This is a genomic window from Sphingomonas gei (assembly GCF_004792685.1).
Taxonomy (GTDB): Bacteria; Pseudomonadota; Alphaproteobacteria; order Sphingomonadales; family Sphingomonadaceae; genus Sphingomonas; species Sphingomonas gei.
In genome coordinates this window covers 134,991-149,538 of the sequence record NZ_SRXT01000003.1, presented here as the reverse complement: position 1 = coordinate 149,538, position 14,548 = coordinate 134,991, and the positions used below count along the sequence as shown (strand labels likewise).

At 66.7% G+C, this 14,548-nt stretch carries 7 protein-coding genes; 2 read left to right on the top strand and 5 right to left on the bottom strand.

The genetic code is table 11. From position 1 onward, the window contains the following. Positions 1–26 precede the first annotated feature (26 nt). Positions 27–1,013, top strand: coding sequence for a cupin-like domain-containing protein (locus E5A73_RS07955; RefSeq protein ID WP_135963288.1), 987 nt, complete (start codon positions 27–29; stop codon positions 1,011–1,013). On the opposite strand, the gene E5A73_RS07950 is transcribed toward E5A73_RS07955, so the two are convergent. From E5A73_RS07950 to E5A73_RS07935, 4 genes are all read right to left on the bottom strand, one after another. Continuing rightward, the gene (locus E5A73_RS07950; RefSeq protein ID WP_135963287.1) at positions 1,010–2,503 is read right to left on the bottom strand and encodes a tryptophan halogenase family protein; all 1,494 of its coding nucleotides are present in this window, start codon (positions 2,501–2,503) and stop codon (positions 1,010–1,012) included. The two genes, E5A73_RS07955 and E5A73_RS07950, sit on opposite strands and share 4 nt — an antisense overlap. 143 nt (positions 2,504–2,646) lie before the next feature. Continuing rightward, positions 2,647–5,505, bottom strand: coding sequence for a TonB-dependent receptor (locus tag E5A73_RS07945; protein ID WP_135963286.1), 2,859 nt, complete (start codon positions 5,503–5,505; stop codon positions 2,647–2,649). Between the two features lie 142 nt (positions 5,506–5,647). After that, on the bottom strand, positions 5,648–6,745 hold the full coding sequence (locus tag E5A73_RS07940; RefSeq protein ID WP_206366422.1) for a LacI family DNA-binding transcriptional regulator: 1,098 nt from the start codon (positions 6,743–6,745) through the stop codon (positions 5,648–5,650). Between the two features lie 53 nt (positions 6,746–6,798). Then, the gene (locus E5A73_RS07935) at positions 6,799–7,695 is read right to left on the bottom strand and encodes an AraC family transcriptional regulator (RefSeq protein ID WP_135963630.1); all 897 of its coding nucleotides are present in this window, start codon (positions 7,693–7,695) and stop codon (positions 6,799–6,801) included. Positions 7,696–7,834: 139 nt separating this feature from the next. On the opposite strand from E5A73_RS07935, the gene E5A73_RS07930 reads away from it, so the two are divergent. Further along, positions 7,835–8,560, top strand: coding sequence for an SDR family oxidoreductase (locus E5A73_RS07930; protein ID WP_135963284.1), 726 nt, complete (start codon positions 7,835–7,837; stop codon positions 8,558–8,560). Positions 8,561–8,656: 96 nt separating this feature from the next. On the opposite strand, the gene E5A73_RS07925 is transcribed toward E5A73_RS07930, so the two are convergent. Next, positions 8,657–14,527, bottom strand: a complete 5,871-nt coding sequence (locus tag E5A73_RS07925; RefSeq protein ID WP_168355856.1) for an autotransporter domain-containing protein — start codon at positions 14,525–14,527, stop codon at positions 8,657–8,659. Positions 14,528–14,548 lie beyond the last annotated feature (21 nt).

The following is a 14,548-nucleotide window of genomic DNA, read 5'->3' as shown; positions in this document are numbered from 1 at the left end:
CACCGCGCCACTGATAGGCTGTAGCGATGCGTCCGATCCCGGCCTTGCACGACGTTTCCCCGGCGATCTTCCACGAGATACGCGCCTCGGCGAAGCCCGTCATACTCAAAGGACTGGTCGCCGACTGGCCGATCGTTCGCACCGACGACGCGGCCACATGGCTGCGCGGACCGGCAACCGCGAAACCCGTGCAGTTCATGCGCGCGCCGCCCGAAATCGAGGGCCGACTGCATTACGGCGCGAACGCTGCCGGGCTGAATTTCGAACGCGAGGCGGCGACGCTTGCCGGCTTCCTCGACCTGCTCGGCGAAGCGGCCGATTCCGTCCGGCCCGAGACGCTCGCGCTGCAGGGTTTGCCCGCCGCCACCCATCTCCCGGGATTCGCCGAGCGCAACCCGATGCCGCTTCTGCCGCCGGAGATCGGGCCGCGGCTGTGGATCGGCAACGCCGCCAAGGTCGCGACGCATCACGATCCGTCCGAGAACCTCGCATGCGTTGCCGCGGGGCGGCGGCGCTTCACTTTGTTTCCGCCCGAGCAGGTCGGCAATCTCTATATGGGTCCGTTCGATCCCACCCCCGCGGGGGTGCAGGTGAGCATGGTGCATGTCACTGCCCCCGATCTCGTCCGCTTTCCACGCTTTGCTCAGGCACTCGACGCGGCGCTGGTAGCCGAGCTCGATCCCGGCGACGCGCTCTACATCCCCTATCAATGGTATCATCATGTCGAGGCGCTCGATGCGTTCAATGTGCTGGTGAATTATTGGTGGAATCCGGCGCGCATCGATATCGGCTCGCCGCTCGACGCGATGATGGCCGGGATGATGAGCCTGCGCACCCTGCCCGCCGACCAGCGCCGCGCGTGGCGGGCGATGTTCGACTACTATGTCTTCCTGACCGATGGCGATCCGGGCGCGCATCTGCCCGCTGAAGCGCGGGGGATTCTGGGCGCGACTTCGCCGCGCGACATCGCGCAAATGCGCCGTGCGCTGCTCGCAAGGCTGCAGGGGTCTTAGGCCGGGCATGTCCTGGCCACATAGTCGGCATGGGTCGGCATCAGATCGACGCATTTGCGGATCACCCGCTCGATATTGCCGAGATACTGCCCGATCTGCGCCTCGCTCTTGATGTCGACCAGCGGATCGTAACCGCGCGGGATCACCCCCTGGCCGAGCAGGACCTGGATCCAGCTCTCCTCGGCGAACAATTCCTCATCCTCGCGGAAGATACGGCCGTTGGCGGCGAACAGGTCGATCTTGCGGCGGAGCGTGTCGGGCACCTCCATGTCGCGGCAATAGCGCCAGAACGGCGTGTCACTACGTTCGGTGGCCTTGTAGTGGAGGATGATGAAGTCGCGGACGCGCTCATATTCGAAATCGGTCTGGCGATTGAACTCGGCGATCGTCGCGGGATCGAAGCGCGCATCGGGCAACAGCCGCACCATCCGGATGATCGCCGACTGGATGAGGTGCAGGCTGGTCGATTCGAGCGGCTCGAGAAATCCCGCGGCGAGGCCGATCGCGACGCAGTTGCGGTTCCAGGTCCGGCGCCGCTTGCCGGTGACGAAGCGGATGCGGTTGGGCTCGGCAAGCTGCTCGCCGTCGAGATCGGCGAGCAGCACGCGCTCGGCCTCGGCATCGTCCACATATCGGCTGGAATAGACATGGCCGTTGCCGGTGCGGTGCTGGAGCGGGATGCGCCATTGCCAGCCTGCGCTGCGCGCGGTAGCGCGGGTGTAGGGCGTGAACGCCGCGCTGCGCGCGCACGGCACCGCGATCGCGCGATCGCACGGCAGCCACTGCGTCCATTCCTCATAGCCGGTCGCCATCGCCTGCTCGATGAGCAGCCCGCGAAACCCCGAGCAGTCGACGAACAGATCGGCTTCGAGCGCTTCGCCGTCTGCCATCGTGACTGACTCGACGAAGCCGTCGGTGCGCAGCGCGACGTCGACGACCTTGCCTTCGCGGCGGATAACCCCGCGCTCCTCGGCGAATCCGCGCAGGAACTTTGCGTAGAGGCTGGCATCGAAATGGAAGGCGTTGGCGATGTGGCCGATCGGCGATTCCGCCATCTTGGGATCGGCGCGGCGAAACTTGTCCTCCAGTGCCGCAGCGGTGTTGATCGAATATGCGGCGAAGTCCGAGGCGCGGCCGAGCCCATGCATCTTGAGCCAATATTGATGGCAGCGCAGCCAGCCCAGATCCTGCCCGATCACTCCGAAGCCGTGGATATAGCTCGATCCCTGCCGCAGCCAGTCGACGAACTGGATGCCGAGCTTGAACGTCCCCTGGGTACGGCGAAGGAAGTCGTTCTCGTCGAGGCCTAGCAAGTCGTTATACTTCTTGATCGCCGGGATCGTCGCCTCGCCCACGCCGATCGTACCGATCTCCTCGGATTCGATCAGAGTGATCTGATACAGGCCCTGGAAGAGCTTGGCGAGCAAGGCCGCGGCCATCCAGCCGGCCGACCCGCCGCCGACGATCAAGATCCGCCTGATCTGCTCCATCGCTTCCTCTCCCTGTCGCGCGATGGTCTCGCAACCGGCCGGTGGTTGGCAAGGCCGCGCCGTCGGCATCATTCCTGAAAAAAGGGGAGGCGCAGGCACGCCCGTCGCCTCCCCAGCTCCCGAGGGTTTCCCCCAAGGAGGGGTCAGAACCGGTAGTTGAAGCCGAGCAGGAACTGGCGGCCGTATTTCTCATAGGTCTCGGGAAGCGGCGTTCCGTCGCTGGTATGGGTGCCGCCATTGTCCAGTCCGAGCCGTGTGCGATAGGGCGAGTCGGTGACGTTGCTCACCTGGAGCAGGACCCCGAGCCCGCGCAGAGGTGACCCTTCGGCGAAGGTGTAGCCGATCTGAGTGTCGAGCTGCTTGTCCGCGAGGATCTCGGTATAGCCGCGATTGGTAAACAATTGCACCGTCTCGCCCTTGAACGCCGAGCGGAAGCGATAGCTCGCGCGCGCCTGGAAGCCCCATTTCTCGAAATAGCCGGTGACGTTGTACACCGTTCCCGACAGGCCGGGGATGCGCACGACATCGTTGTTGTCGGTCGGGCTGAGGCTCGATTCGGTATAGGAGTAGCTGCCGGTGAAGCCGAAGCCGTCGAGCGCCGGCAATAGCCGGCCGAGCTCGAACGCGCCGCTCAGCTCGATCCCCTTGAGATTGCCGCCAGGGCCGTTGGCCGGCATCGTCACCTGGCCGATCGGACTGATGACGATGCCCGCCGGGATCTGGTTGGTGGGGATCGGCAGGCCCGAAAAGTCGAGCGCGAAGTTGCGGTTGTAGATGTAGTTATCGAGCCATTTGTAAAAGCCGGCGATGCTGATGTAGGTCGCCTTGCCGATATACCATTCATAGGCGACGTCGAGTGCCTTGGCGCGCCAAGGCTGGAGATCGGGATTGCCACCGGTCGCCGACCATGGATTGACCGTGCTTCCCGGCGCACAGGGCGGGCTCCCGCCGCATGGATTGGCGTTGAAGCTCGGCGTGAAATTGGCGCGCATGTCGTCCATCCGGGGCCGCGCGAGCACCTTGGCGGCGGCGAGGCGGAAGCGATGCCCGCCGCCGAGATCGTAGATCAGGTTCGCGCTCGGCAGCACGTCGGTATAGTCCGAGGTCTCGTAGACCTGAGTCAACGCAATCGGCGTCAGCGTCTGGTTGATGCGCAGTCCCGACGAGGCCTGGAACTGACTGACTATTTGCAGGCCGACATTGCCGCGCAGCCGCCCCCATTCGATGTTCGCCTTGGCCTTCCAGGTGACAATGTCCTCCTTGATCTTCCACGTCTTGTCGAAGTGGTTGGCATCCTCGAGCGGAGTCTTGTCGTAATAATTGTCCAGCGCGGCTGCGAGGTCCCACGCGATCACGTCACCGAAGCCGGCGAAATCGAGCGAAGTCGGATCGAGCAGATATTGCGATCCGATCGGCACCTGCTGGCGGCCGTTCTTGAGGTTGAGGTCGAGCTCGTCGACGGTCTTGCGCTTGACGCGGCGGGTGTAGTTCACGCCGAGCTCGATGCTGCTGAGGAACCCGCCGAGATCGTGGCTCAGCTCGAGATCGATCGCGCCGAGATCCTCCTTGACGTGCGGCGACTTGAGCAGGCCGTCATGCCCCCAGCCGCCCCAGGGTGCGCGGTCGCCGAGCGAGATCTGGCCTGCATCGGCATAATCGAGCCCGAAATCATAGGTCGGGAACGCGCCATCGGCCGGGAAGGAGAAATCGTAGCTGTCCAGCGTGCGGGTCTGGAAAGGCCCCGCGCCATAGCCCGAATAGGTCTCGATATAGGTCTCGTCGCGCTTGTTGCTCGAATAGCTCAGATCGGCGACGAAGCGTGTGCGGTCGTCGAGCTGGAATTCATTGTTGAGCCCCGCCGAGAACAGCTCGTCCTCGCGCGTGTTCATGTCGTTGCGGAGGATCGGCACGGCATTGGTAACGTGACCCGAGGTGCCGACCGGAGACCCGCCGATGTCGGTGACCCCGACATTGGTGAAGGTCGCACTGTCCGCAAAGCCGTTCGAGAACCACTGCGCACCGCGGATCACTTCCTTCTGCTTGAAGCGCGAATAATAGAGGTCGAGGACGCTGTGGACGCTATCGCTGGGCTTCCATTCGAGCGCGCCCATCACGCCGTCGCGGCGGTTGCGCCGGCTGGTCTGCCAGATCTCCTGCCCGTTGAGCTGGAGCGCCGCATCGGCCGAATCGGGCTGGACCGTATCGGGTGTGCACGAGGGCGGGAGCGCGGTGCCCGGCTCGCAGACGCCGCCGAACGATTCATAGCCGAACGCTTTATAATGCTGGACGTGGCTCGGTGAATCGAGATGGGCATAGCCGATCGACCAGCCGAGCGTGCCGCTGGCGTTCTGGTCGATATAGCTCACCGTCCCGCGCCAGCCGCGCCGCGAAATGTCCGCATTCTTGCCGCCATCGGCATCGAGCTCGCCGCGCAGGTTGAGCGCGATCACGCGCTTGCCGAAGGTCAGCGGCCGTACCGTACGCAGATCCGCACTGCCCGACAGGCCCATCCCGGCGATGCTGGCGTCGGGGGTCTTGTAGACGACGACGCTCGACAGCAATTCGGACGGATATTGGTCGAACTCGACCGCACGGTTGTCGCCCGAGCTCGCTTGCTGACGGCCGTTGAGCAAAGTGGTGGTGAAATCAGGGGCGAGACCGCGGATCGAGATCACCTGCGCGCGGCCGTTGACGCGCTGTGCGGCGAGGCCAGGCAAGCGCGCGATCGATTCGGCGATCGAGACGTCGGGCAGCTTGCCGATATCCTCGGCCGAGACCGCTTCGACGATCGAAGTCTCGTTGCGCTTGATGTTGATCGAGCTTGCGAGGCTGGCGCGAAGGCCAGTGACTACGACCTCTTCAGGCGGCGCCTCATCCTGCGCCGCTGCTTCCTGCGCCCAAGCTGCCGCCGGGAGCCCCGCGACCAACGCAAGCGATGACGCCGTCAAGCCGAGTTTCCACGATGCCGAATCGGTGCGGCGTGCGCCAGGCTTCTGCCCCATCTCATCTCTCCCCTAGGTGCGGGCGGTTGATCGCCCTGCATTTATCGCAGCTGCATCCGACAACGTTGCCAACGTTTTGGAAGCGCTTCCAATTGTCTATCGGCAGAAGCAGGGCCGCGTCAATGGCATTGATCTGGATCGTTCAGCCGCGTGGCGCGGTGGCTGACTCGCGAAGGACGAGGCGGTGCTCGACGGCCTCGAATGCCGGCAAGAGCGGAGATCCGCGGCCGATCGCCTCGACCAGAAGCTCGACTGCGCGGGCAGCGATCGTCCGGACCGGCTGGTGGATCGTAGTGAGCGGCGGCCAGGTGTGCGCCGAGATCGGGGCATCGTCGAAACCGACGATCGACAGTTCGGCCGGCACCGCGAGCCGCATTCGATGCGCCGCGAACAACGCTCCGACCGCCATGTCGTCGTTCGCGCAGATCACGGCGCTGACCTCTCTGCCCGAATCGAGCAGCTGCTGCGTGCAGATCACGCCGGCGCGAAACGTGAAGTCGCCCCGCGCGGTGACGACCGCGTTTTCGGATATCCCCGCCTCGCCCAGCGCGCGCGCGAAGCCCGCATAACGCAGCTCGGCCGAGCGATGCCCTTCGATCCCGAGCACATAGCCGAAGCGGCGGTGGCCGAGCGCCACGACATAGGTCCCCATCTCGTGCCCGGCCGCCTCCTCGTCGAGCCCGACGCCGGCCAGCAGCCCGCGCACCTCGTCCCCGGGGGCGACGCAGATCGCGGGATAGCCCAACTCGACCAGTCGCTTGGCCAGCGCGACGTCGTCCGACATCGGCGGCGTGAGGATCGCCCCGGCGCAGCGACCCGAGGCGAGCAATTCGATCAGTCTGTCCGAACGACGCGGATCGTCGGTGAACAGGCTGAGCGTGGAGAGTTCGAACCCCGCGGTGGCGGCGGCGCGCAGCGCCCCGAGTTCGAGCGCGGAATCATAATAGGAATTGGGCTCGGCATCGGGGTTGGTGCAGTGGACGAGGATCAGCGTCTTGCCGACCTTGCTGGCAAGGCCCCGCGCCTGCGGATTGACTCGATAGTCGAGCGCGGACACCGCCTGCATGACGCGCTCGCGCACCACCGCGCGCACATTGGCATGGTTGCTGAGCACCCGCGAGACGGTGGCGCGCGCCACGCCGGCGAGCGCCGCGACGTCGTCCATCGTGGGCTGGCCCATTTTGGCGGGATCGAGGAGCTTCCCCGCGTCGCCACGCCCGGTTTTGGAATGTGACCCCATCGGATGCGGGCTTGGCGGGGCAAGCACGGCACTGTCAAGCGAGCGAGCGCGGGTCAGGCCGCCACCAGTGCCTCGGGCGCAGCCTGCAGGCGATCGATGTCCCGCCGGGGCGGCGCGCCGAACAGGCGGTGATACTCCCTGCTGAACTGCGACTGGCTGTCATAGCCTACCGCGAAGCCGGCGGCTCCGGCGCTGACGCCCTCCGCGAGCATCAGCCGGCGCGCTTCCTGAAGGCGAAGCTGCTTTTGATATTCGAGCGGCGTCATCCGCGTGACTGCCTTGAAATGCGCGTGGAGCGACGACGGGCTCATCCCCGCCTCCACGGCGATCTCGTCGATGCGCAATTGCTCGTGGAAACGGGCGCGGATCCGGGCGATCGCGCGGGTCACCTGGTTCAGCCGACTGTCGGCGGCGGCGATGTGCCGCAGCATCGCGCCGTGCGGACCGGTGAGCAGCCGGTACAGGATCTCCCGCTCGATCAGCGGGGCGAGGACCGGGATCGTCTCCGGCCGGTCGAGCAGCTTGACCAGCCGGCACGCGGCATCGATCAGTTCGGGGTCGCCGGGATAGACTGCGAGCGCGGACAGGTCCGGGGATCGCAGCGGGGCGGCATCGGCGAGCACCAGATCGGCGAGCACCGCCTGGTCGAGGTCGATCTTGCAGCAGAGGTAGGGCGCATCGGGGCTCGCCTCGGTGACGTGGCCGACCAGCGGCAAGTCGACCGAGACGAGGAGATAGTGCGCCGCATCGTAGATCACGCTGTGGTCGCCGAGCGATACGCGCTTGGCGCCCTGCGCGATCAGGCAAAGCGATGCCTCGTAAACCGCCGGCACCGGAACGGTCGGCCGATCGGCGCGGATCAGCGACACGCCAGGCATCGCTGTCCCGGTTATCCCAGGATTTCGGGCATGCCACGCAATGCGCGTTGCGAGTTCGGCAATCATCTCCATCCGCGCCATGTTCACCAGACCAGGCAAGCAGGCAAGCCGCAACCGCCGATTCAGAGGATCGTGCAAACTCTTCGCCGGATCGCTCTAACTGCTCAAGCCCGGTCGGCGCATGTTGGGGGCCCAACAAGAAGGAACGACCATGACTGGCATCATCGACAAGACCGTATTGATCAGCGGCGCATCGAGCGGCATCGGCGAGGCGACGGTGCGCGAGCTGGCTGCGACGGGCGCAAGACTGTTCATCGGCGCGCGGCGCGGCGAGCGGCTGGCGGCACTGGCGGCGGAGCTGGGCGGAGACGTTGCGTGGCAAGAACTTGACGTCACCGATGCGGCGAACTTCGAGGCTTTCGTCGCCGCTGCGGAGGCGCGGTTCGGGCGCGTGGACGTGCTGATCAACAATGCCGGTGTGATGCCGCTCTCGCCGCTCGCCGCGCTCAAGCGCGACGAATGGACCCGGATGATCGACGTCAACGTGCACGGCGTGCTGAACGGCATCGCGGCAGTGCTACCGCGCTTCGTGGCGCAGCAAAGCGGGCATGTCGTCAACGTCGCGTCGATTGGCGCGCATCTCGTGCTGCCGTCGGCCGCGGTCTATTGCGCGACCAAATATGCGGTGTGGGCGATAACCGAGGGGTTGCGACTGGAGCATGACGAGATCCGCGCGACGATCATCTCGCCCGGCGTCGTCGCGACCGAACTGGGGAACGACATCACCGACCCGGCGATAGCGGCTGGCCTCAAGGAATGGCGCAAGAAGTCGCTGACGCCGGACGCGATCGCCCGCGCGATCCGCTTCGCACTCGAACAGCCCGAGGGCGTCGACGTCAACGAAATCATCGTGCGCCCGACCGCCGCGAACATGTAGGCAAAACAGCCGCCATATCAATCCTCCGGGCGGCACCGGATGCCGCCCGGAGGGCCGGACAGGTTCAGGAACGGACCTGCCCGCCGGTGCCGACCGTCAGAAGACGATTTTAAAGGCTCCGGTGATAGCATGATCGGCATTTCCGGCGCCTAGGACGCCGTTATAGCCGATGCTCAGTGTAACGTTCGGGGAGAGCCGATACCGCGCCTCCGCGTCGAGCACGCCGGCGTCCTTCGATCCGGCGGTGCCCAGAATATCGAAGGGCGTTCCGCCGGCAAAGGCGTGACGGCCGACCGGATCCAGATCGCCCCAGCCATGGCTCCACCCGGCCGTGCCGCGCAGCGACAAGGCCCCCGCCGCGCTGGTTTCGAACCGCGCGCCCAGCGTCGAGCGCATCGTCCTTTCGCTTATCGCCCCGCCCGAAAGCGCGGCGGGCCCGCCGGCTTCGGTAAAGGCATCGGTCTTGGCGCGAATGGCGGACAGGCCTGCGAATGGCTCGAAATATCCGCCGCCCACCGACAGCCGATAGCCCGTCTCGACAAAGCCCTGAAGCACCGAGCCGTCATAGTCGGCAGTCGGCGACGCACTGAACCCCTGGAACGCGATGCGCCGCGTCGTCTCGGTCGAGGTCCTGGCATAGCCCACCCCGCCCCGCAGTCCGAACCCGCCGAAGCGGCCCCCGGCATAGACCATGCCCTGAATGCTCTCGATCGAGCCGTTGCTGTCGCGGCGCGCGATGCGGAGCTTGGTGTCGGACCAGCCCCCCGCCACGCCGACGGTCACCGAGCCGAAGCTGCGGTCCAGTCCGATCATGCCACCCTTGGTGTCGCGGTCGAGTTCGGCGGCGTTATAGTCGCCGTCGCTGACGCCGGAAGTGGCGAACAGGCGGCCCCAGAGTGCCGAGCCCGGCTCGCCATCGCCGAGGCGGTCCAGGATTGCAGTCCGGATCAGCCGGCTATCCTCGACCATCGCGTTGCGCGCGGACGGATGGATTTCGCCCGAGAGCTGGTCGAAGGCCGCCTGCGCCGCCGCGTCGGTCGGCAGCAGCAGCAGCGCGTCCTTGACCGCATTGCCGTCCGGCAGACTGTCGGCACCCCCGGCGGCCGCCTTCTGGTTGGGCGTGAGCCCTGCACTTGCCAGCGCCTTCATCTGGGCGAATTCGAGGAATGCCGACGTCGCAGTATAGCCATCGCGAAGCCCGGCAAAGGCGGTGATCAATTGGTCCTCGAAGACGAACTGGCCGGTGAGCCCGCCATCGGCCTGGACCACGACATGCTTGCCGTGCAGCATGAGCGGCTGGTTGGTGACGGCCTGCAGCCTGCTGCCCGCCTCGATCGTGACCTTGCCGGTGGTGTGGAAACTGTCCGCTGCGTTCAGCCCGGCAATGTCCACCGACAGCAACGAGCCGTTGGCGAAGGTCGTGGCTGCCGAGGTCTGGATCATATCGCCGGCGCCGCCGTCCTGCAGCCTGAGCACGCCATTTTGCTGGAAGCGTTCGAGCCCCTGCCAGACGCTGGTTTCCGCCGTCGCCGCCAACACGCCGCCGACGATCGTGCCCGTGCTGGTGTTGAGCAGCGTATCGTCGAGCGTCGCGAAATTGCTGGTGCCGCCGGTGCTCCGCCAGCTGCCGGAATTGAGCAGCAAACTGGAGTCGCCGGCGAGCTCGACGGTGCCGAGCAAGGTGCCGGAATTGCCGATCGCGACGCCCCCGCCGCTCGCGCTGATCGCCCGTGCGGATCCCAGCCCCGAGGTGTTGCGGATCGTGCCGTTGTTGACGATCACAACCTGCTGGTTGCCCTCGGAGAATGCCTCGATCCCCCGCGTTCCGCCCTGCACGATGCCGCCGATGGTGATCCGGGTGTCGCCCAGCCCGAAATTCACGGCGGAGATGCCGCTGGACCCGCCCGACGCGTTGCCGGCTTCGATGACGATGTCGCCCGCGGTGGCACCGGCAGACGCACGGATGCCCAGATCGCCTCCAGTGACTGGCCCGGTGCCGACGATCGACGTCGTGCCGGTGCCGCCATTGTTGACGAAGATGCCGACGAGACCCCCGGAGACGGCCCCCGCCTCGACCGATACATCGCCGGCCGTGGCGCCGGCGGAAGCGCCGATGCCCGCCTCACCAAGCGCGCTGACCGTGCCGCCGGCGAGGACAGTCGTGCGCCCGCTGCCGTCATTCTCGGCGACGATGCCGCTGCCGCCGCTGTTGATTGCCGCCGCGCGGATGGTCAGGTTGGTCGCGCCCGCATTGTTCTCGGCGCGGATGCCGAACTGGCTGCCCGAGACCAGACCGGTCGCGGCGATCAGCGTCTCGCCGGTGCCGTTGTTGACCGTGTCGATGCCACGCTCGCCGCCTGCCACCGCCACTGCCGCCACGCGGATGTCGGTCGATCCGGTCCCGCTTGCCACGCCGATGCCAGTGCCCGTCGCGGCAGTGCTGGTGACGGTTCCGCCGGCGCCGATGCTCGCCGCGCCCTGTCCGAAATTCTGGACGGTGATGCCCGAGGTACCGGTGACGTTGACCGCCTCTACCCGCACATCCTGCGCGACCGTACCGGCGCGGACGTCGATCCCGGTCGCGGCCGTGCCGGTCACGGTGCCGGTCGATACGACCGCGGTCGATCCCAGCCCCTCGTTGAACGCGAAGATGCCGAGCTGGCCGGTGACGGCGGCGGTGGCGATCGACAGGTCGTTCGCGGTGGCGGCATTATAGGCGATCACGCCCCAGCCCGCCGTCGCTGCGACCGGCCCGGTGGCGGCAATCGCAGTGTTGCCGGTGCCGAGATTGTCGACCTGGATGCCATAGGTCGCGCCGGTCACCTGCGCCGCGCGCAGATCTATGCCGGTGGCTGTCGGACCGTTCTCGATCGCGAGGCCCGCATCGACCAGCGCGGTGACCGATCCGGTCGTCTCCACTGCAGTGTTGCCCATGCCGTAATTGGTGAGCAGCACGCCATAGGTGCCGCCGCTCACCTCGCCGAGCGCGAGGACGACATCGCCGGCAGTCCCGCTCGCATCGGTGCGCACGCCGGCGCCGGTCTGGCCGGTTACCTTGGCGGCGGTGATGCTGGTCGCGCCGAGACCGGTATGCTGGGTGGCGATTCCGTCCTCCGCGCCTTGCACCGCGTTGGCGAGAATCGTCAGGTCGGTGGCGCCGCCGCCATTGCGGGCGAAGATGCCGAAATCATTGCCGCCCGTTACCAGCCCGGTGCTTGCGATGACGGTGCCGCCGCTGCCGTCATTCTCGGCATGCACGCCGCGCGCATTGCCGATGACATCGGCCGCGGCGATGCGGATATCGGTCGAGCCGGTGCCGCCGACCACGCTGATCCCGAAGCCGTCGGCCGCGAGCGCGCTGACCGTCCCGGTCGCCGTGACGTTGGTCGATCCGGTGCCGAAATTGGTGACTATCACGCCGCCGGTGGAGCCGGTAACCTCCGCCACGTCGATTTCGACTTCGCCTGCCAGCGTGTCGGCCAGCACCTCGATCGCGTTGCCGGAAACGCCGGTGACGGTGCCCGCTGCGGCGATGCGGGTCGAGCCCAGACCATGATTGCCGACGACGATGCCCGAGATGCCGGACACGTCCACCACCCCGACGGTGACGTCCTGCGCCGCGACGCCGGTGTCGATCGCGATGCCGCTGCCGACGGTGCCGGTGACCGAGCCGCTGGCGCGCACCGCGGTGAAGCCAGTCCCGTCATTGAGGAGGTTGATCCCGCGATCCTGCCCTTCGACATTGTTGACGTCGACGAACAGGTCGGTCCCCGTGCCTGCGTTGCCGAGGCGGATGCCGTCAAAGGCATAGCCGACCACATCGCCGGTCGAAGTGGCGCTGGTCGCTCCGCTGCCGAAATTGCTCGCGAGGATGCCGTACTGGCCGATGACGTCGGTCGCAGTGATCGAGATCGCGTTCGCGGAGGAATCGTTGGTCGCGACGATGCCATAGCCCGCGCTGCTCGCGACCGTCCCGGTGGCGGTGATGGAGGTGTCGCCGCCGCCGTTGTTGACCACCGCGATCCCGGCAGTGGCGCCGTTGACCTGGTTCGCGCGGACATCGACGCCTGTGGAATTGTCGCCGGCGGTGACCGAGATGCCGAACTCGGTCAGCCCGGTGACGGTCCCGGTCGCCTGGATGCTGGCGAACCCGCTCGCCAGGTTGAAGACTTCGATGCCAGTGGTGCCGCCGGTCGCCTCGCCGATGCTGACATTGACGGCGCTGACCGCCTCTTCGGCATAGACCCGCACGGCAGCCGCGGTCTGGCCGGTCACCTTGTCGGCGAGCACGGTCATCGTCCCCGACCCGTCACTCTCCGCAACGATGCCATATCGGCTTGACTGGACCTCGGCTGCGCGCAGGAGGAGGTCGGTCGTCGTTCCCTCGCGATTCTGCGCGAGGATGCCATAGCCATAGGGGCTGGATCCGCTGGCCACGACGAGCCCGGTGACGGCGATGAAGGTCTCGCCGGTGCCTTCGTTGCGGGTGTAGATGCCGAAATTGCCGCCGGTCACATTGACGGCGGTGACCCGGATATCGGTCGCCCCCATGCCGGCGGCGACCGAGATGCCGCTGCCCAGGGTGCCGACGAGGTTTCCGGTCGCGTTCACCTGCGCAAGCCCGATGCCTTCGTGCGTCAAGGTGATGGCGGTGGTGTCGCTGGTCACGTCGACGGCCTCGATCGATGCGCTCTGGCTCGCGGCGGTCGTGAGGATCGAAATGCCGGTCGATGCCGACGTCACCAGCCCGCTGGCGCGCACAACCGTGTCGCCCGATCCAAGATTCTCGGCGCGAATGCCCTGGGTCGCACCCACGACGTCATGCACATCGACCAGCATGTCGGTGGTGGCGACGTCTCCGAGGACGTTGATCCCGTCATTGCCGAAGCCGCTTACGGTGCCGGTCGCGATGACCGTGGTGGCGCCGACGCCGCTATTATAGGTGCGGATGCCCGTATCTCCGATCACGTCGGTGGCGGTGACCGACAGGTCGCCGACGGGGCCTTGGCTCGAGGCGAAGATGCCGTTCTCGGTCGCCCCGGTCACCAGCCCGGTCGCGACGATGGACAGGTTTCCGCTGCCCAGGCTGCTGGCGGTGATGCCGCTGGTCGCCCCGTTCACCTGCGCGGCGCGAATATCGATTCCGAGCGTATCGGCACCAGCGGAGACGCGGATCCCGTCGGCGCTCAGCCCCGTTACCGTCCCGCCCGCGTCGACCTTGACCACATCGGTGCCCGTACTGTCGACGATGATGCCGAAAGTGCCGCCGGTGACCTCGCCGACGGTGAGGTCGACATCGTCGGAGGCGTCGCCCGCGATGATGCGCACGCCCGCGCCGGTCTGGCCGGACACCGCATCGACCGCAGTGACGACCACCGATCCGTTCGCGCCATAGGCGATGCGGATCCCGTCGTCGCGCGCGCTGACGTCCTTGACGATCAGGCTGAGATCGCCGCCGCCGAAATCGCTGCTGGAAAAGACGCCGTCGCCGCCGATGTTCGAGATCGTTCCGAGCCAGCTGGCCACGGTGTCGCCGCCGCCGCTATTCTCGAGGCGAAGCCCGCGCGTGCCATTGGCAAAAATATCTGCGTTGGAGAAGATGCTGAGTTCGCCGCCCGACAGCCCGCTGCTCCCCGTCGTCGCGAAGCGTACGCCCGCGCCGGAAAAGGCTTCGCCGCCCTCATAGCTGATCAGGCCGTCGCCGCTAACGTCGAGCGCGAGGCCGTTGCCGTTGCCGCTGGTGTCGACTTCAAATGCCGGCGTCGCAGTCACTTTCGCATCATCGACGGTGATGACCTGCGACACGTCGGTCTGGCCCGCGCAGGTGAAGTTGGCCGGCGGCCCTTCGACGCACTGCGCAAAAGCCGGCGACGCGATCGCCGCGAAGCTGACCGAGGCGGCCAGCGCGGCCAGCCGCGAGGTCTGGCGGCGCGCGCCGGGAGGGGCGAGAGTCTTCTGGACGTTCATGATGCGGGATCCCTGTTCCTG